Here is a 19,837-nt window from a genome sequence, read left to right on the forward strand (position 1 = left end):
ATACAGCCTACACTACAGCTACTCGTGAGGTGCGCCCATAAGCACGCTACAGCTACTGATAGAGGCGTAGCATTCATCCCACAGTCGCCTTGAGCGAAGTGAAACGGACAGGGAAAAATAAAACAATGGCAAAACACCAAGGAAATAGCAGAAAATCCAAGATTTATCGCTACTTGTGGCTGCTTTTTTTGTGTCTGAGCTTTCTGTTAGTTCCGCTCATCAAAAAAATAGCTGCCGATACGCCATTCCCCCCACCCGCTCCTATTGCAAATAATGCTAGTTTTGGAGCGAGGATTCAAAGGACGATGGGGCTACTTGCAGCTAGCACTCCAACAGACCGCCGCCAAGTGCGTATCCTATTCTACGGTCAATCCATCACTCAGCAAGATTGGTGGAAAGATGTAGTGAATGATTTGAGACAGCGATTTCCCAATGCAGATTTGATTGTGGAAAATCGGGCGCTCGGAGGATTTGCCGCCCCGATTTTAATCCGTCCCAGCGAACACGATTTGTATCCTTTTTATCCAGACTTACTAATTTTTCACGTCTACGGAGGCGATGAAGATTACGAAGCCATAATTGCCAATGTCCGCAGCCGCACTGCTAGCGAAATACTCTTGCATTCAGACCACATCGACTGGATGCCGACAGGCAACAGCGACGATCCCAATTCAGTCAGCAGATACGAATGGCACAACACTCATTCTACTAAATGGCTGCCTGAGTTGGCAGATAAATACGGCTGCGAAATAGCCGAAATTCGTGAACCTTGGCTGCGGTATTTGAAAGATAATCGCTTGCAGCCCAAACAGCTATTGAGTGACAACATTCACCTCAACGATTGGGGAAATTTTCTCCTAGCTGCTCTCATAAAACCGCACCTGCGATACAGGCAAAATTCTCCTCAACCGCCGCAGGATTTAGTGAAAACCTATACAGTTGGCAGGGATGTTAAGTGGCAAGATGGCAAGTTGGTTTTAGAATTTGAAGGAAATAGAATAGATGCGATCGCCGATAAAACCTTCAACGGCGGCGCGATTTCTGCTAAAATTGCGATCGACGGCAAAAAACCCTCAGAATTTCCTGAACTTTACAGCATCACCAGACCTAGCGCTAGTCCTGGCGTTCCTTGGCCGGCCATCATCCAAGTATCCAGCCAAAAACCGCTAATCGTCGAAGATTGGAAAGCCGTAATTACTGAGATTAACAGCGACGCCAGCAAGTTTAAATTTGACGTTGTAGGTTCTAAAACAGGTTACGACGGCAGCGGTACAAACGACGAAATGTTTGTCTCAAACTCGGGCCGCGTCGTGATTGAACCGATAAACTGGTGGCTAAAAAATTCTTATGAATACTCTAAAAAACCGATACCTAAAGGCTTTGAGATTTCCTGGCAGGTGCGACCAATGTTTGTTGATTCATACGTTCCGCCACAAATTGCAGATTCAAGCCGCGAGTATTCTACAACATTGGCTCAGAATTTGAGCAACTCCAAACACACCCTCGAAATCGTCCCCGAAACAGATGGGAAATTTCCTATTGAGGCAATTCGAGTGTATCGCCCTCCTTTCTCCAATCTACCATCTAAAGTTGAGAGTTTTAAACCGCAGATATCAGCGGATGAACACGGATGAACGCCAATACGGTTTACTTAGGGCTTTTTGACGAATTTCTTAAGTCAACCATATTGCGGTAGGGGCGGCTTGGGCGAGCGAATTTATGAAATAATCGACTGTATCAAGGCAAAACCCGCCCTCTTAAGTAAACCGTATTGGGATGAACGCTGATGCTATTTGATCAGCGTTTAGTTGCGTTCATCTGCGGTTTAAAAAATCTTCATGTTGATTTATTTTATAGCAATCGCCTTAGCGGCGCAGGGCGTTGATGATTGTTCAAACCCTTAATATTTAAGCATCTTAACTCCTGACTCCTGCTACAATCGCCAAGATTATCAACTTTTCAGCATCCTCAACTCATGAAATATCAACAATGATAAAAAGAAATCCGCCACAAAAATCAACACCCACGAAGTCACAACCGCCGCCGTTGCAGCTTGACCAACTCCTTTCCCTCCGCCCACCGTCGTCAATCCCCAACCGCAACCGACAAGGGCAATTATCAACCCAAAAATAAAACTTTTAATCACCACAGTTACTAAATCCCCAGGCCCCAAAAAAGTCCGCACCGATTCCAAAAATACCGACGGTTCCAAATTATAAAAATAAACCGCTACAAATAGCCCGCCCAAAATCCCCACCGCTACCGAAAAAATTGTTAAAATCGGCAGCATGATGCAGCAAGCTATCACCCTCGGCACTACTAAATAATCAACCGGATTTGTTCTTAACATATACAGGGCGTCTATTTGTTCCGTCACCTGCATTTCTCCTATCTCCGCCGCAAAGGCCGAACCTACTTGTCCCGCCACCACGCCCGCCGTTAAAAGTGGTGCTAATTCGCCACAAAATGCCACAGCAAACGCACCTCCCATCGCCCCAACCGCCCCAAAGCGAACCAATTCTCTGGCCGATTGAAAGGTAAAAATCATGCCACCAAAAAAGGCTATTAGTAGCACGGATCGGAAAGAATCCAGACCTACTGTTACTAAATGTTCCATGATTTTGCGGCGGTCAATTCTGCCTTGGATTATGCGTAGCAGCACTTGCCCACCCAGGAACAATGTCACGAAAAACCGCTGAAACCACCTGTTATTGAAGGTTTCATCTAAATGTCGATCGTGCTTTTCTTGGTATTTTTTAACCAATGACTGAGGGCTCGCGATTAATTGCAAACAGGGCGTAGCACTGCCACATAGAGATTTTCGGCAATCCTACAGCAATTATTGCACGATTTGTCAACATATATTTTCAGTCTGCCTGCCCTGCGGTTGGTGTGCTATACCATTTTAGACTTTAGATTGACAGTGATGGATTCTGTGGTAATCATCACTCATTTCCCAACCTAAAATCTCAAATCTCAAACCCTAGGACTACTCCGCAAGTAACAAGTCGATAAACTTATCCAACTGTTCATTATTCTTGTCGGCTTGATCCTTGCCAATTCTCAGCAGGTCTGATATTTTCTCTTCCGAGGCATCATCAATCTGCAGCGGTTGTTCGTGGCTCAAATCAGGAGTAATTCTCAAATATTGATTCGGTCTTTCAATCGCATCATAAATTTGAATTAGTTGATAATTTACAGTTTCAGCAACTCCCGTCATCATGATATTGATCAAAGGCTCAACCCACTCAACTTGACCCCAATTTTTTACTTTTTCGTAGGGAAATTTTTTCTGAGCTTCTCCGGTTCCCAGTGATAAAATTACCATATCTTTTGCTGTCGGGCCTCGGTCTGGGCCATTGTCAGGAATTCGGAATTTATTTCTAACTTCTGCATAGGCACAAAGTGCCGGATTGTTTGCGAATACTCCCCCGTCAATTAAAGCATAGCATTCGTTGCTAAAAGAGTAGAGTTTAGAAACCTCAAAATAAGAGGGAGCTGCCGATGTTGCTCTGGCGATATCTCTAATAAAATAGTCTTCTGCTGGACATTTTTTACCATCTATTTGATCGAAGAAGTGAGCTTTTCTCCTTTCGATGTCGTAACTGGAAATTAAACAAGGTTTTAGCAGTTCGCTGAGTTTGCAATCTCTAAAATGTTCCCAAAATAATTTTTCTAAGGGATCGCTGGGATATTTCTCATCTCTCAAACCATCTAGAGATCTGACTTTTTGCCAAAATGAAGTCTGAAAAACGTCGCGGCCGCTCTTAATCGAAAAATTAACAGCGTCTTGGGCCGCCCACCGAGGCCTGCTGGGATTTTCGGCATCTGGATACAAATAGATGCAAGTTAAAATTCCTCCCGCACTCGTGCCAGCGATTAAATCAAAATAGTCAGCTATTCTCGCATCTGGGTTGCCACTTTTTTGTTGCAGCTTTGACTCAACGTTAACTAAAATTTGCCCGGGGATAATCCCTCTAATTCCGCCTCCATCTATGGATAAAATTCTGGTATATTTAGCCATAACTGTTGCTTCTTCTGAATATTTACTCGTTTCCTACAGTCCGGGATACAAAAATTGGTTTGAGAGGCTAATCCTAGGGGTAATAGCGGTAAGGTGCTTAAGGTTCACGCTACATAATTCCGAATTCATGCACCACTCAATCTCAAATCCCAAATCTTCAATCTAAATTTAATTGGCGGGCTGCGATCGTATAGCGAAAAATGTATTCTACAATTTCTACGTAATTGTAGGCGGCGGCTGGCGAGTCTGCCCAGACTGTGATGCCGTGATCGCGAATTAACAAAGCGGGCACAGAGGGCGCACAAATGGCAAAGAATTCGCAAATTTCCTTGGCTATCTTAGGGACTTCTAAATAATTTGTAAAGAGGGGTATCGACACTTGCGGGTTTTCCTCCCACACCCCCAAACCTTTCACCATTTCGATCGCGGGCAAAGGCACTGCATCTCCTGCTGTTAGCCGAGAAACTAGATTTGCCTCTATCGAGTGGACGTGATAGCAAGCTTTAGCGTCTGGAAAACAATTGTAAACGGCTAAATGAATGCTGGTTTCGGCTGAAGGGCGGCTGTCGGCAACAGGTTGCTCGACAATTGCGCCGTCTGAGTTCATTCTGATAAAATCTTCTTTAGTTAACTGCCCTTTGGCGCGGCCACTAGCAGTAATCCAAAAACTGCCATCTGGTAAGCGGGCTGAAAGATTGCCAGCAGTCCCAACCATCCAACCGCGATCGTAAAAATGTTTGGCTGCTGCAATTAAATCCGATCTCAAATCGCCACTCATTTTTTATAAATCCTCAGTTTTTTATCTACTTTTTAGGTTAATAGTGACATTTTGCACCATTCTCAAGAACAGGCAAGATGCCTGTTCCACAAAGAGTAAATTTTCTTGCGTGGTGGGCATCCTGTCCACTCGTGAAAGGCTTATTGACAATGGTTCAAGATGTGAGTTAATAGGAATTGCCCAGGCTTATCTAAACGTAGGGTGGGCAGTGCACACTTTACCAATACACACATAGCTTTTCTTGAGAAAGGCTATAGTTTCAATTCCATTTCTGGGACAAACTTTCCAACACATCAAAAAAATTATCCCATTTAGTATAAGGCTTTTGCTGTTCGTCTAGATACTCGGCAAGCCGATCGCGCGCAAACACAGACGAAGCCTGCAAAGCCATATTAAAATCCGTCAGCGAATCTCCAATTGCCACCTGTTCCTCGGCAGGGTGCTGGCCCATCACCCGCACCTTAGACACCAATTCCTCATCTCCTTCCAACTCAGAATTGACTTGCAACCGAGGGCCACTAGCGTCCACATCCACAGCGTAAATAGCGATCGCCCGGTGTACAAAATCGCCCATTACCGTCTCTACCATAATCCGAAGACCGCCGGACACGATCGCAAAATCTACCTTTTTCTCGTCCAAAAAATCCAGCAATTCCACCAATCCCGGCCGCATCAGCTTTCCCCTAGAAAAATCTACAATTTCCCCGTAACATTCCGAGGGAATAGACTCTAGTAACTGCCGCACTCCCGATCGCAAACTCAGCCTTCTAGCGTATATTTCAGGCATCAGTTGAGACGACAGTTCCGGCGCGAAATGCTTGAGCATTGCCACAAAAGTTTCTTCAACAGTTATCGTGCCGTCAAAGTCGCAGAATACCACCCGTTGCTGATTGTTCGGGATTGAAGATTTTTGCTTGTCATCGGTCATTGTCAGTCGCACCTTTCGAGAACGGGAAAAGTTTACACAATTCATCGTACACTGTCGAGCGATCGAGCGCGACTGCCCAAAACTAATAGTGACCTGCTGTTTGTTAGCAATTTCCCGCAGGATTTTATGCAGATTCTTCCAGGGAATCTTCATCATCCAGGGAATCTTCCAGGGAATCTTCGAGAGAATCTTCATCTTCCAAGGAATCTTCCAAGGAATCTTCTACCTCCTGCTTGTGGTTTTTTGTCTTTTGGGGGTTAGACTTAGCGGGCAAACAGATTAAATTATCATCCTCAGTATTAATCAAACCTTTCGATCGCAACTTACCCATCAGTCGCGTCACCGTCACCCGCGTTGAGCCGATCGCGCTGCCAATTTGAGCGTGAGTCAAAGCCCAAGGCAGCCGGTAGCCTCGAACCACATCCGGTTCGCCGTCACCTACGTAAGGTTCCCCGAACTCCTCGATCAACAAAGTGAGAAATCCCAGCAATCGGTCGATCGTCCGGCGCTGTCCCAAAGTGCTCAGCCAGAGAAGTTTCCGCTGGTGCTGGTAGCGAAACGCATCCAAAATTTCCCTGCGAAAGTGAGGCCAATTATCCAAGTCGTGCCAGTACATCCACACTACGTGAGTTTGATCGGCATGAGCGTAAGCTTGGAGAGTAAACGGAGACTGAGCAACCAGTTCAAAAGGCTGACCGGCGCCGACGAAGCCCAAAAAAGCTTCTTCTGTAGTTTTGTCAGCTGATTTTGATTTCGCCGCTGCAGCGCTAACTTGAGCACTGCCTACGAGCCGCACAGAACCTTTCTGGACTAAATACAGCAGTCCGGGTCTTGCGGGAATCCGCTCATCTTTGCTAAAAGTGCGGCAGCGGTAGTGTTCCTGGGCCCAGTCGATAATTCGCTGCCAAGTGATAAAAGGTCGATCGATAGTCTCTAGATGTGTGGAAGTTGATTGCATAAGTGAGGCTCTGGGATACATTTAATAGTGAGAAAAACAGCTTCTGCCAGCAGTGCGATACAAAGTGAGACAACCAACCCCCGATCAAGCTTGCACGCTTCTTAACTATGCTGACTTTTCTGTGTTTTACCGAAAGATTTAATGTAGCAAAAAATACATCAAAATGGTAGAGTTCAGCAAAAAATTTGTCGTAAATTATTGTATAGTTAGCAAACAAATCGCTAGAAAGCACATTAATTCGATGTAGCCCCGCCCAGGGGAGCCGATCGACTATCTCTGACATCAGCAGTTTAACGTACAAGAATAGTGCAAGCGGTAACAGTCGATCGTTGCTCTTACCGTAGGATCAGCCGATATGGATACAGCAAATATCTCACAGTGCCCGGAAGTTACAGTGAAGTGTTTCTTGCTTTCAAGGTTCCAAAGCGCGATCGCCCAGCAGGGAACACTGGCCCAAATTCCGTTAAATCTCATAGGTGGCACCATTCTCAAGAACAGGCATCTTGCCTGTTCCACAACGAGTGAATTTGATTGTGGGGTGGGCATCCTGCCCGCCCATAACCAGCTTATTGAGAATGGTGCAATATTTCCGTTAAATCGGAGTAAAGATAGCGCACGGGTGCTGTACCTGTCTGCGATCGCCCTGAAATTGGCTAAAAGTTGGCAGCAGACACCGCAGGCGATCGCCACACAGTTGGCCGAAACTCTCCAACCGTTGTGTTACCCGGATTTCGCCGTTAAAGTCGCACGGGATGGAATGATTGAACTAGAGTTGACGGATGCCGGTTTAGCCGTCTGGTTGCAGCGTTTAGCTCAAATTCCCCTCCCAGTTCCAGAATATCGGATCTTATCTCCTGTTGTGTGTGCCGATCGACTGTTTCCGATTCAGTACAGCCACGCGCGCTGTTGTTCCCTGTTGCGAATGGCCGATCGCGATCGGATAATTGCGATCGCGCAGCCGGATGTCGCTACAGCACCGCAAATTTGGTCGCTGGCGGCGCCAAACCCTATCCCTTGGATTGACGAGGGCGATCGACTGCGGTTAGTGCATCCAGCAGAACGCCGTTTAATATCCCAACTGTTAACAGTGCTAGACAATTTATATCCTACTTTTGACTCGAAAAACCGCGAACAACCTGTCAATTATTTCAAATTAGCCAATAGTTTGAGCGAAGCATTTCAGATTTTTTACAGCCAGTGCCGAATTTGGGGAGAAGTTAAAATAGAACAGCCAAAACTCGCCCAAGCTCGATTAGGTTTAATATTAGCAACTCAATCTTTGCTGCGATTTATCCTAGAAAATTTGTTTAACGCTATTGCTCCTTTAGAACTTTGAATTAGTCAGTCTAAAAAAGTAATAACGAACATAAAATAAAGTATTTTACTGTATTTTTGCGCTGGTTTCGGACAAGTTTAGTTTTTGAAATTGCCGTGATAAATGAGTTATTTTTGCTAGCTTAAACGAATTCCCAACAAATCGCGAGAACCCGTTACTCTTGGGCAGAGAAATAGCAGCAGCGCGATGCACTTTAAAATAGTGTGAATTTTCCGCCAGCGGTGCGATCGAGTATGATGAATTTCCGCTGCAATTGCCCACAAAAAAACCATCAAAAACCTTCCATCGATGCCGTAATAAAAATGAGAAACCAGCGATTTATCATCCCTGCCAAAAATCCTGTCTTTAAATCCCAATATAATTCCTGCATCTAGTTTAAAGCGTTGCAGACGAGAGTTGCTCTTGTTCAATTTTTGCGATCGGCAGCGTTACTGTAAATGTACTGCCGACGCCTTCTTCACTGGTCAAAGTAATTTCGCCACGGTGCAAATCCACGCATTTTTTAACGATGCTTAGCCCCAGTCCAGTACCGGGAATTCGACCGACATTTTTAGCCCGGTAAAATGACTCAAACAGCCGTTCTTGGTCTGCCAAAGGTATGCCAATTCCGGAATCAGTTACCGAAAAAACCACCTCATTTTCCGTAACTTTTAATTCAAAAACTACTTGAGTATTGGGGGGAGAATACTTGATAGCATTTGACAGCAAATTGCTGAGAATGCCCCGCAGCAAGCTCACCTCCAAACACGCGATCGCCGATTGACAGTGATTCACAAAAATCAACTTCACCGCATCAGTTTGACGCTTCAAATTCAGGCTGCTTTGAAATTCTGCTACCAACTCATTACAAAACTTTGCCAAGTCTAGCGGTAGCAAACGAAGCGCAATTTTTCCCGACTCCGAGCGGCCCAGCAGCAGAACGTCATCTAATAACAGATCGATGCTTTTTGCTGCAACTTGAGTTTTGTCAAGCAGTTCTTGTGTTCTATCATCAGATAATTTCGATTTGTATCTGGCAAGAACTTGCGTAGTGCCGATGATGAAGTTTAAAGGATTGCGAACGTCGTGGGCAATCATGTACAGCAAAGAAGTTTTTATCTCGTTGAGTTCTTTAGCTGTTTGCAGGGTGCGATCGAGTTGGTCGTGAGACAATTTGAGGGTTAAAGACAACTGGCGCGATCGCAGCAAAATCTCCACCCGCGCTTGCAATTCTATCTTCTCGATCGGAGCAATAATTAAATCGTCAATAGTTTGCCAAATAAATCGCGTTGCCATCCCCACATCCGAGCGGGATGTAATCAACAGAAAAGGCAAGCATACCGGGCCTTCTGCCTGTTTTTTGGCGGCGATCCATTGCCCGTGCCGTTTCAGGGCAAGACCGTCAATTATCCCCAGATCGAAAGATTGATTTAATGGTAAGATTTCATCAATATTTTCTGTGGAGTTGGGCAGCAATACCTCATAATAAACTGCCAGCCATTCTAATAACAGGCGGCGATTTTCTCTCTGTTCGACAAGCAATAAAATTTGACTCACGCAGGTTCTCCTAGCAAGCTGTGAACAATGGACAGCAAATCTCTAACGATCAAAGGTTTTACCAACATATTCCGAGCACCGCGGGAGAAGCTTTCGTGCTGAATGGCAGCGCTTTGTTTGGGCGAAAGTATCAGAAAAGGAATTTGGTGATTTCGCAGTTGTTCGCAGCAGTCCCAAATCCGGCGGTCGAAACCAGAAATATCTACTAAAGCCATCCCGATCCTAGCAGGCTGACTGATAGCTTGTGCAACCTCTTCAAAGCTATCAGCCGCGATCGTCTGGTATCCTTCTTTATTAAGAAATTGTGCTAGGAGTTCCAAATTTCGGTGATTCCGGTCTACCGCTAAAATTATTGAGTTTTCAGTCATCTATCGGCGTCCTCTGAATAGGGCTTATACTATTTTAGAATTTAGAATTTAGAATTTAGAATAGGCAATGACTGATTATCTATGGGTTTGGATCTGGCCTACAGTTGTATTCTTTGTTTCAACTGGTATTAGCTTACTTTTCGGCGAGCTCTTAAAAGTTGCGACCTCAGAAACCCGGTTTCTTCCTAGATTTCTCGTCAATAAACGCAAATTTTTCGTAGAAACCGGGTTTCTAGCCCCCGTGCGTCCAAGACTGTAAAAGTCGGAAAATACACAATTTTACCAAGATATTTAACTTTTCCAGGACTTATGCTGCTGGTGCGGTGCGTGCACTACTGCTATTGCTGAGGTGCGCGCGCCGCACCCTACTAATTAGATCGACAACTGCTTTCATTAGCTGCACTCCGCCAAAAATAGCACTGATAACCTTGATTCAATCTTCCTCCGCTTCCCCCTCAATCCACGTCGGCGCCGAGCTCAAAATGCCGCGCAGCCCCCGTATCGGTTTGCTGACTTTGATGCCGTAGCGAGTAATATCGAGTTCTCGCAGAGTTCTCTCGAAATTGCTGACTCGTTTTTTAATTACGCCGATCGCCTTGCGGATTTCCGTTCTATTATGCAGTTGGCGTTCCAGATAGCGGATAAACACAAGATTATCCGCCAAATAGCTAATCCCGATCTCGGTCAGGCGAAAATCTCCACTAATCGCTTCTACCTCATTAATCAAGATAACAGTGACTCCCATATTCTTGAGATACTTGCACAAAGCGTGCAAATTGTTCACCAAATCTTGCCCCCGCATCGAAATCTGATAGCCAGAAATACTGTCAATCATCACAATCCGCGTCTTTTCCTGCTCCACCTCTCGGCGTACCATACTCGCAAACTGATCCGGCGAGTACAGCAAAGGTTCCACAGGTATCACCGAAAGACTTCCCTGCGCCATCATCGCCCCAACCGGGATGTTGACAGATTCGCAGCGGCCGAGCAGAGTAGAAATTGACTCCTCAAAAATGTAAACTACCGATCGCTCCCCCCTTCCCGCCGCCTCCTTCATAAACTGCATCCCCACCGTCGTTTTACCCACGCCGCTAGGCCCAGTAATCACCGTCACAGTCCCCCGTTCCAGTCCCCCGTGCAGCAGTTCATCCATTTCTGGAACCCCAGCAGAAATCGGTTCAGCCACAAAATCCTGCTGGTAGTTGTCCGGAAGCAGTCGCGGAAATACCTCCATACCAGCCTGAGTCAGGCGCAGCGAATGGCGGCCGTCGCGGAAGTTAGAACCGCGCAGCTTAGTGACAGACAGAGTGCGCCCTTCAGGCCGCAATTCTAAATAAATCACGCCGTCGCTGATGAATTGCAAATCGTCATCGGGAGCACTTGATGTCCCTTCCGAGGTAAACACCACCGTCGCCCCCCCTTCCACCAAAAACCGCAGAAAAGACAAAACTTGCTTGCGAAACTGAAACTCATCCGCAGCCAAGTAGCGAAATTGAGTGATTGCATCCAAAAACACCCGTTGTGGCTTGACAGCCTTAACTCGCTCGATAATCTTTTGTGTAGTCGGTTCTCGCTCAACCTCCGACGGCGAGAAAATGTCGTAGGTTTGAACTTCGGTAAAGAATTCTGAGGAAGGGCTCAAATCTAGGAACGCCATCGCTTCCATGTCAAAACCGAGACTTTCGGCATTGGCGCGCAATTGCGCTTCCGGTTCTCCTAAAGTAATAAACAGGGGCGTTTCTCCCAGAGCAATACCCGCAGCCAAAAAGTGAAAGCCCAGAGTAGTTTTGCCAGTACCCGGGCCGCCGCGTACCAGATAAGAGCGTTGAGGAATCAGGCCGCCATCAATCACTTCGTTGAGACCGGTAATTCCCAGAGAAATTCGGTTTTGAGACATTTGTTTCTTCATGTTTTGAATATCGGGCCCGTATTAATATTTAATGGTTTTAGGCAGTGTTTTGATATTTTTTTTACCGGGCGTCTGATAACCTTCATGAAATCTTTTTCTACCGAAAATTACGTAAGCACACAAGAATTAGAAAGTATTGTCGGGACTGCTGGCATCTGTCGCTGGCAAGATACAGAGCCATTTTGGCAAGAACGGGTAGAAAAAGCAGTTGCCCCGGGCACGAAAATAGACTGCACCGTTTACCCCCATACTCAGGAAGAACTCGCGGCGGTGATTGCTTGGGCTGAGCAAAATCGCTGTGTAGTCTTGCCTTGTGGTAGCGGCAGCAAACTCGATTGGGGCGGTTTAGTCAAGGGAGTCAAAATTGCCGTGAGTACGACGCGCCTAAATCGGCTGGTAGAACACGCTGTGGGCGATTTGACGGTGACTGCGGAAGCGGGCATGAAGTTTGCGGATTTGCAGGAAATTTTAGGTAAAGTAGGTCAATTTTTGCCGATCGATCCAGCATATCCCCAACAGGCAACTTTGGGCGGAATTATCGCTACTGCTGATGCGGGTTCTTTGCGGCATCGCTATCGCGGGGTTCGCGATTTGCTGCTGGGAATGACCTTTGTGCGATCGGACGGTAAAATTGCTAAAGCCGGAGGTCGAGTTGTTAAAAATGTCGCCGGCTACGACTTGATGAAACTGTTTACCGGTGCTTACGGCACATTAGGCATCATTTCTCAAGTAACATTCCGAGTTTATCCGCTGCCCGAATCATCGGGAACTGTCATACTGACAGGAGAAACTAATGCTTTAGCTGAAGCCACTCAAATTTTATTATCTTCTGCTCTGACACCGACTGCTGTTGATTTGCTATCACCGCAGTTAGTAGAAAAACTTAGTTTGGGTAAAGGTTCTGGATTGGTAGTGAGGTTTCAAAGTATCGCCGAAAGCGTTAAACAACAATCAGCCCGCTTGCGGTCAGTTGGCGAAAAGTTGGGTTTGCAAGGCACTACCTGCTGCGAAAATGATGAGCTTCAGTTATGGCAAAGATTACCAGAAACAATGTGGAATTCTGGCACCAAGTCGGCAATTATTTGCAAAATAGGCATCAGACCATCGGAAGCTGTAACGGCAATTAACGAATTGCCGGTACAGGACGCTTTGATTCATGCAGGAAGCGGTTTGGGGGTTTTGCGGTTTGAGAATGCGACGGCCCAAACGCTGTTGCAGGTACGCAGAGGGTGCGAAGCGAAAGGCGGTTTTCTGACGGTTTTGGTAGCGCCTGCTGACATCAAGCAAGAGTTAGATATTTGGGGCTATACTGGAAGTGCGATCGATTTAATGCGCCGCATCAAACAAGAGTTTGACCCGGAAAATCTTTTGAGTCCCCATCGTTTTATAAGCGGTATTTAGTTTAAAGTTTGTAGTCAGGAATTCAGTATCATTGGTGCCAGCTTAACGTCTTATTTAGTACCAAGATAGTGTTTGACGATTAGGCTATCGATCCCCCCTAGCCCCCCTTAAGAAGGGGGGAACCGGAAATGCTCTTGCCTCCCCCTTCTTAAGGGGGATTGAGGGGGATCTAGACTCAGCTAAAAGCGAGTTCAATCGAGAGTTTTATGCGATTGTTGACACCAATACTTCAGTCCTTCTTAAATTCCCGAAGAAGGACTAAAGTCCTCACTACGAACCTTAAGAATTAGGTAAAATATGCAAACTTCAGAAAAATCTCAAATTCCCAGTGACGATTTAAAACCCGCTAAAGACAGCAATTTCCTAGCACAAAATCCGCACTTAGAAACCCTCGAACTCCCAGGTTTCGATGCCAAGAACCCGCCAGACCCGAAATTAATCGATACTTGCGTACACTGCGGCTTTTGTTTGTCAACTTGTCCGAGTTATCGCGTACTTGGCAAAGAAATGGATTCGCCCAGAGGCCGCATTTATTTAATGGATGCAATTAACGAAGGCGACGCACCTTTAAACGAAGCAACTTCGCAGCATTTCGATACTTGTTTGGGCTGTTTAGCCTGCGTGACAACTTGCCCTTCTGGTGTGCAATATGACAAATTAATTTCCGCAACTCGCCACCAAGTTACCCGAAATCAAAAACGCACTTTTTCCGACAATGTAATTCGGACTCTGATTTTTAATCTATTCCCTTATCCTCACAGATTGCGGCCTTTGCTTGTACCGCTGTTTATTTATCAAAAATTAGGACTGCCAAAACTAATTCGTAAAACAGGTTTGCTGAAAAAAGTATTTCCCCGCTTGGCGGCGATGGAATCAATTTTGCCGAAGGTAACAGTTGATTCTTTCCGGGATAATTTACCAGAAGTTATTCCCGCACAAGGGGAGAAACGCTATCGAGTCGGCGTGATTTTAGGTTGCGTGCAGAGGTTGTTGTTCTCGCCGGTTAATGAGGCTACGGTGCGTGTTTTGACGGCTAACGGCTGCGAGGTTGTGATTCCCAAAAGTCAAGGATGCTGCGCTGCTTTGCCGGAACATCAAGGACAAGCCCAGCAGGCGCAATCTTTGGCGAGACAAATGATTGACAGCTTTGAAAATACTAATGTTGATTTTGTAATTATCAACGCTGCTGGCTGCGGCCACACTTTGAAAGAATACGGTCACATTTTAGCTGATGACCCGGAATATCGGGAGAAAGCTGAGAATTTTGCTGCGAATGTGAAGGATGTGCAGGAGTTTTTGGCAAGTGCGGGAATTACGGCGAAACTCAATCCTTTGATTGATGGAGATTTGACAATTGTTTATCAGGATGCTTGTCATTTGTTGCACGGGCAAAAGATTAGTTTGCAGCCGCGTCAGTTGTTGCAACAAATCCCTGGTGTGAAGTTAAAAGAGCCTTTGGATGCTGCTTTGTGCTGCGGGAGTGCGGGGGTTTACAATATGCTTCAGCCGGAAATTGCTGATGAATTGGGAGTGCAGAAGGTGGAGAATTTGCTGAATACGGGGGCTGAGTTGATTGCTTCTTCTAATCCAGGTTGTTCTTTGCAAATTAAGAAGCATTTGGAGTTGCAGGGAAAGAAAGTTACTTTAATGCACCCTATTGAGCTTTTGGATTATTCTATACGTGGGGTGAGGTTGCAGAGGAAGTAGTTTTGTAGGGCGGGCCGTGTCTGCCCTATTTTCGCTGCTGAGTGAGATTTTTTTTCAAGGAACAGCAGGAATTCACAGGCGGGACGCCTGTTCCACAAAGGAGTCTGGGGTGAAAAGTTGCAAATTTATCGCCCTGACGGCGAACCGTTTGCAAGTTATGAGGAGGTTTCTCGCAGCTTGGAACAAGCCCAACTGCGGGCTGCTTTATTGGCAGAAAGACTGCGAACGATGGGAATTGACCCGGAACAATTGTAAACTAGATTGGGAAAAGACCGATCGCACTTTTAAATTTTAGCAAAAGTGCGATCGGCATAATAACTAATGACTAATGACTAATGACTAATGACTATTTCCCCTCTTCTAACCTCAAAAAATGCACCTGTCCCGAAGCTTCCGCCGCCACAATTGTCACCCCATCAGGTGCAATAGCGCAAGCTTTCAAAGCACTATCTCCCCTGAAACTAGCAATTACTTCTCGGCTTAACAAATCCCAAACTTTGAGAGTATTATCGTCCGAAACAGAAATTGCCTTTGTTCCCATAGTCGCCACAGATGTTACCGCATCAGCATGACCTGCCAAAGTAAAAACTTCTTTTCTACTTGACAAATCCCAAACTTTCAAATTGTGTTCCCGCCCTCCTGAAATCGCCCATTTGCCATCCGCCGTAACTGCCACAGCATTCACAAAACTTTCATGACCTTTGAGAGTGAAAAGTAGATTTTTGACGGCTAAATTCCATAAATTTGCCAAAATATTCTTTTGTTTCCCCAAACTCCAAACTTTCAGAGTTTGGTCGCCGGAAGCCGAAATAACCCGCTTGCTGTCGGGAGTAACTGCCACAGCTTTTATCCCGTCCTCATGACCTGAAAAAGTAAAAAGTTCTTCTCCTGTTTCTAGATTCCAAACTTTAATAGTTTTGTCTCCCGAACCGGAAATCGCCATCGTTCCGTCTGCCGTCACTGCCACAGAATTTACCCAGTCTGTATGACCAGTGAAAGTAAAGATTTCTTTTCCGGTTTCTAGATTCCAAACTTTCACAGTTTTGTCGCCGGAACCCGAAACTACTCGCTTGCTATCCGGTGTTATTGCAATTGCTTTTACCCAATCTTGATGTCCCGAAATAGTAAAAATTTCCTGTCCGTTTTTGAGATTCCAGACTTTAATGCTGTTGTCTCCTGAACCGGAAATCGCTTTCGTACCGTCTGCCGTCACTGCTACAGCATTTACGCAGTCATCGTGACCTGCAAATGATAAATTTTCTTTGCCTCTTTCTAAGTGCCAAACTTTGAGAGTTTTGTCAGAGGAACCAGAAACTATCCGCTGGCCGTCGGGGGTAACAGCCACAGCATTCACTGGGGCGATGTGATTGGTAAAAGTGAAAAGTTCTTCTTTTGTTTCCAGATTCCAAACTTTCAGCGTTTTGTCGCCGGAAGCCGAAATTACCCGTTTGCCGTCGGGACTGACTGCCACAGCTTGAACGAAACTGCTGTGTTTTCCTAAAGTGAAAAGTTGCTTTCTTTCTGACAAACTCCAGACTTGAATAGTTCCGTCGTAACTGCCGGAAATTATTTGTTCGCCGTCGGGACTAACTGCTACACTTTTTACCCAGTCTGCATGACCCGTGAGAGTAAAAAGTTCTTTTCCAGTTTCTAGGTTCCAGACTTTCATGCTGTTGTCTCCCGATCCGGAAATCAACCGTTTGCTATCAGGAGTTACTGCTACGGACTGGACAAAACTGCTGTGACCTTTGAAGTTAAAAATTACTTCCCTGCTTGTCAAATCCCAAACTTTAATACTGCCATCCCAAGAACCGGAAATTACTCGCTTGCCGTCGGGAGTTACTGCTACTGCTTCTACGGCAAAAGTATCGCCGGCAAAGGTAAATATTTCTGTCCCAGTTTCTAAATCCCAAATTTTAATGGTATTGTCCCAAGAACCGGAAATTACTTTAGTACCGTCGGGGGTGACAGCTACAGCATTGACGTAGGTAAGATGACCTTTGAGGGTGGAAAGTTCTTCTCCTGTTTCTAAGTGCCAAATTTTGAGATTGTGGTCGGAGGACGCAGAAATTGCCCGCTTGCCGTCAGGGGTGATTGCTACAGCTTGTACCCAATCTGTATGTCCGGTAAGGGTGCGTAGCAATCTCCCGCCGGGAGGAGTAAAGCTGGGGGTTAGCGGCTGCAGCCAGGGTTTTTTTTGGTGTTTTGCTTGTGCTAGCAGTGCTTGAATTTCTGGACTTTCAAAGCGCATCAAGCGGGCAATTAGTTGGGCTGCTAGTTGGGTTTTGTCTTTGGCTAGAATGTGGGACGAAAGCCGAATTGCTTCTTGGATTAATTTGAGTTGGTCGGCTTTTTGGTCTGAGGTTATAATATCGGGACTTGTTGCTAAATCGTAATCTTCTATTAGCGCCTGCACTCCCGATGCTGACAGCTTGGCTTCAATAAAATTGTAATCTGTTAGTAGGCTGTATAATTTCTCTGAGTCTGAAGTCGCTGCTAGCTGATTTGGCAGGATTTCCAGGCAGTGCATCTGTTCGGCGGGCTGCATTTTATCCAGCCCTTGTGTAAACTCGGTCATAAATTTACGGATGTGTTTTTAAAATGTATACGATCGCTAGCTGCACCCTACCGAAAAGCCGATCGAGAATCTTTTCTCTTGACTTAGCATGACATATTTGAATGCTCTGTGCTACGGGCTTGCTGTCCTCGGTTTGGTGATGGTTCGATGAATTGCTGGTTTTTGAGTCTGAGTCTGCTTTGAGAATTTTCAAGCAGTGCGATTACAATAAATCGCCGCCAATATAATTCAACTCAGCAACGCCCAATTTACCGATCGATCGACAAAAGCTGACATATATCGTTGTTTTTCTTAACATAGCTGGTATTTGGGCGATGATGGTCGATCAATCAAAACTGTCAAAGCTAAAAAATTTCAGGTATCGTAATCCTATTTAATGTGCGAAAAAGACTTTTTATAACGAAATATGATGGCGGATGGTCTAATTTTCTGTCAATGGGGCTGCTGCTGCGAGGCAGATGTCCCCCTGGTTGGGTTTCGTACCTCAACGGCATCTGCAATCTGTTTCAGCCAAAGCTCCCAGAAAGCTTTCCAGGTGCGCCCCCTTCCTCTAAAATATAAAAAATGACTTGCACTCTTAAACCTGGTTTCTAGACAAAATCATGGGTTTGACCGCTAGGTACGTAGGAAGAAACCGGGTTTCTGACTCCATAGCGCGCAAGTCACGATCGTAAATAAAGCAGTATTGACTTTAGAGACAAATTTCATGGATGTTATCGAGTTTTTTGAGTTAAGTGCAGGTAAATGGTTTTCTCAGCGTACCGTACACAATCTCAATTCTGGGGAATTGCAGGCAGGTAAATCTGACCTCAAAATAGAAATACTGACAGCTAGCGATGCAGCAGTCGTCAAACTTTGCCAACAACACTCGATTAACCCGGCTTCAACTGGGCTCAAGGGCGTTCGGATTAGTTGGGACGGTATTCCCGATCGCGACAAAGCTAAACAAATCGGTTCTACAATATTAGCGCTCGTACCAAATCCCGACAATCCCAGCGAAGGCAAAGTGTTGCAAGACAAGGGTAACAGTCGCTACGTGATGGGCGACGACGTACTGACATTGATTACAGAATCAGACACCCTCCATGCCGAAGAAAGGCTGTGGTATCTCATGCCTAACTTGCGACTGCGGACTAGCATTGTTAAGCAAGCTAACGGTACCGAACAAGCATCTTTTTGTTCGGAAATTCGGATGGGAGGAAGTCCGAAAACTTAACTCTCACAAACAACTATGTAATTCCCAAACATTACCAAAAAAAATTGGTTTAAAGCCGGAACCCATAAGCGGGAGAAATTAAAAGAAGACTATTCATTACTCCAATCCTCTTCCTTCCAGGTAGAGGTCGCTATCTTGCGGTCAACTGTCAACTGTCAACTGTCAACTGAAACCACTTCCCCAAAAAATAATGCAACTGTAGGCAGATCCAAATCACGATTTTTATCAGTCATTCCTAATTCTTTAATCGAAAATCGAAAAGGGTATTACACCCTATTTCTGCTTTCTCCCTTCTTTCTTCTGCCTTCTCGGGCAATCGCTTTTAACTTGGTGTGAAAATCAGTGTGTTTGACAACTGGGAATGATTTGGTCACAGGTTTGTCCGCTAATTTGTGTTCAGCTTCGGCTCGATCGGCGAGGGCGGTAACAGCCACATCTTCATATACTACAAATTCTGTATTTTCTTTTGTGCGATCGTCGGCTGCAGGTAATTTTCCTGTTTCCTCTGCCTCTGTGTTTGGGACTTCTGGATGAAGCGCCACATCAAGTTGCGCCTCTGACGGTTCACGCAAATCTAACTCTGCGGCAGTTACTTCCGATTCCTGGTTCGATAAAAGTAGATCTTCCGGTGACAGTTGAGCAGCACTTTCCCCGGTTAAATTTTGAGGAAAATTATTGCATACCAAGCGTTCAAACTCGCGATTGAAATGATAGAGAGGTTCACCTATCCGATGCCACATACTCAATAGCTGTCCCACAGAAACAGCCTTGTAGCGGCCTTGATAAAGCGCTTCAACCACTGCTAAACGCAGCCAATAGCCGGGATACTTGGTCAGCCATTCACCCGCCAATTTCTCGGCTTTTTTGCCACCTAGGTCAAAACCGTAGTGAACCAGCAGAGCCGCTGCTTGTGCAGATATTGCCGTCACTTCTGTCATTTGTTGACTGTTATCTGTTGACTGTTATCTGTTGACTGTTGACTGTTGACTGTTGACTGTTGACTGTTGACTGTTGACTGTTGACTGTTGACTGTTGACTGTTGACTGTTGACTGTTGACTGTTGACTGTTGACTGTTGACTGTTGACTGTTGACTGTTG

Annotated in this window: 17 protein-coding genes; 6 read left to right on the forward strand and 11 right to left on the reverse strand. The window is 45.5% G+C overall.

Going from position 1 to position 19,837, the window contains the following annotated elements:
- Positions 1–125: 125 nt before the first annotated feature.
- Positions 126–1,634 carry an SGNH/GDSL hydrolase family protein gene (locus tag QUA58_RS05310; RefSeq protein ID WP_333393251.1) on the forward strand — a complete coding sequence of 503 codons (1,509 nt, stop codon included), beginning with the start codon at positions 126–128 and terminating at the stop codon, positions 1,632–1,634.
- 317 nt (positions 1,635–1,951) lie between these two features.
- Here the strand turns inward: QUA58_RS05310 and QUA58_RS05315 are convergent, their stop codons facing one another.
- The 5 genes from QUA58_RS05315 to QUA58_RS05335 form a co-directional block, all read right to left on the reverse strand.
- Positions 1,952–2,764 carry an MlaE family lipid ABC transporter permease subunit gene (locus QUA58_RS05315; protein WP_333248707.1) on the reverse strand — a complete coding sequence of 271 codons (813 nt, stop codon included), beginning with the start codon at positions 2,762–2,764 and terminating at the stop codon, positions 1,952–1,954.
- Positions 2,765–2,989: 225 nt separating this feature from the next.
- Complete coding sequence (locus QUA58_RS05320; RefSeq protein ID WP_333393252.1) at positions 2,990–4,024, reverse strand: patatin-like phospholipase family protein; 1,035 nt, start codon at positions 4,022–4,024, stop codon at positions 2,990–2,992.
- Positions 4,025–4,181: 157 nt separating this feature from the next.
- Positions 4,182–4,802: a methylthioribulose 1-phosphate dehydratase gene (gene mtnB, locus QUA58_RS05325; protein ID WP_333393253.1), complete on the reverse strand. Its 621-nt coding sequence runs from the start codon at positions 4,800–4,802 to the stop codon at positions 4,182–4,184.
- 259 nt (positions 4,803–5,061) lie between these two features.
- Positions 5,062–5,925 (reverse strand): HAD-IB family phosphatase, encoded by an 864-nt coding sequence (locus tag QUA58_RS05330; RefSeq protein WP_333276519.1) that lies wholly within the window; start codon positions 5,923–5,925, stop codon positions 5,062–5,064.
- Entirely contained in the window at positions 5,855–6,688 is an 834-nt protein-coding gene (locus QUA58_RS05335; protein ID WP_445243633.1) for a Crp/Fnr family transcriptional regulator, read from the reverse strand. Before QUA58_RS05335 ends, QUA58_RS05330 begins: the two co-directional genes overlap by 71 nt.
- A 355-nt stretch (positions 6,689–7,043) precedes the next feature.
- Between QUA58_RS05335 and QUA58_RS05340 the strand changes: the two genes are divergently transcribed.
- A complete protein-coding gene (locus QUA58_RS05340) occupies positions 7,044–8,024 on the forward strand; it encodes a DALR anticodon-binding domain-containing protein (protein WP_333393254.1) in 981 nt (326 codons plus the stop codon).
- A gap of 116 nt (positions 8,025–8,140) precedes the next feature.
- Here the strand turns inward: QUA58_RS05340 and QUA58_RS05345 are convergent, their stop codons facing one another.
- From QUA58_RS05345 to QUA58_RS05360, 4 genes are all read right to left on the reverse strand, one after another.
- Entirely contained in the window at positions 8,141–8,434 is a 294-nt protein-coding gene (locus QUA58_RS05345; protein ID WP_333393255.1) for a DUF4079 family protein, read from the reverse strand.
- Entirely contained in the window at positions 8,400–9,560 is a 1,161-nt protein-coding gene (locus QUA58_RS05350) for a HAMP domain-containing sensor histidine kinase (protein WP_333393256.1), read from the reverse strand. The genes QUA58_RS05345 and QUA58_RS05350 overlap by 35 nt, the downstream gene beginning before the upstream one ends.
- A complete protein-coding gene (locus QUA58_RS05355) occupies positions 9,557–9,928 on the reverse strand; it encodes a response regulator (protein ID WP_333393257.1) in 372 nt (123 codons plus the stop codon). The genes QUA58_RS05350 and QUA58_RS05355 overlap by 4 nt, the downstream gene beginning before the upstream one ends.
- A 433-nt stretch (positions 9,929–10,361) precedes the next feature.
- Positions 10,362–11,825 carry an ATPase domain-containing protein gene (locus tag QUA58_RS05360; protein WP_333248689.1) on the reverse strand — a complete coding sequence of 488 codons (1,464 nt, stop codon included), beginning with the start codon at positions 11,823–11,825 and terminating at the stop codon, positions 10,362–10,364.
- A 96-nt stretch (positions 11,826–11,921) separates the two neighbouring features.
- Between QUA58_RS05360 and QUA58_RS05365 the strand changes: the two genes are divergently transcribed.
- The 3 genes from QUA58_RS05365 (at position 11,922) to QUA58_RS05375 (ending at position 15,200) form a co-directional block, all read left to right on the forward strand.
- Positions 11,922–13,238, forward strand: coding sequence for an FAD-binding oxidoreductase (locus QUA58_RS05365; protein WP_333393258.1), 1,317 nt, complete (start codon positions 11,922–11,924; stop codon positions 13,236–13,238).
- Positions 13,239–13,535: 297 nt separating this feature from the next.
- Positions 13,536–14,945 carry a (Fe-S)-binding protein gene (locus QUA58_RS05370; RefSeq protein ID WP_333393259.1) on the forward strand — a complete coding sequence of 470 codons (1,410 nt, stop codon included), beginning with the start codon at positions 13,536–13,538 and terminating at the stop codon, positions 14,943–14,945.
- 117 nt (positions 14,946–15,062) lie between these two features.
- On the forward strand, positions 15,063–15,200 hold the full coding sequence (locus QUA58_RS05375; RefSeq protein WP_333248683.1) for a hypothetical protein: 138 nt from the start codon (positions 15,063–15,065) through the stop codon (positions 15,198–15,200).
- A 91-nt stretch (positions 15,201–15,291) separates the two neighbouring features.
- On the opposite strand, the gene QUA58_RS05380 is transcribed toward QUA58_RS05375, so the two are convergent.
- The gene (locus QUA58_RS05380) at positions 15,292–17,523 is read right to left on the reverse strand and encodes a hypothetical protein (protein ID WP_333248680.1); all 2,232 of its coding nucleotides are present in this window, start codon (positions 17,521–17,523) and stop codon (positions 15,292–15,294) included.
- Positions 17,524–18,229: 706 nt separating this feature from the next.
- On the opposite strand from QUA58_RS05380, the gene QUA58_RS05385 reads away from it, so the two are divergent.
- Positions 18,230–18,739: a phycobiliprotein lyase gene (locus QUA58_RS05385; protein ID WP_333248677.1), complete on the forward strand. Its 510-nt coding sequence runs from the start codon at positions 18,230–18,232 to the stop codon at positions 18,737–18,739.
- 266 nt (positions 18,740–19,005) lie between these two features.
- Here the strand turns inward: QUA58_RS05385 and QUA58_RS05390 are convergent, their stop codons facing one another.
- Positions 19,006–19,677, reverse strand: a complete 672-nt coding sequence (locus QUA58_RS05390) for a hypothetical protein (RefSeq protein WP_333248676.1) — start codon at positions 19,675–19,677, stop codon at positions 19,006–19,008.
- Positions 19,678–19,837 lie beyond the last annotated feature (160 nt).

The organism is Microcoleus sp. N9_A1, assembly GCF_036701795.1.
In the GTDB taxonomy this organism is placed as follows: Bacteria; Cyanobacteriota; Cyanobacteriia; order Cyanobacteriales; family Microcoleaceae; genus Microcoleus.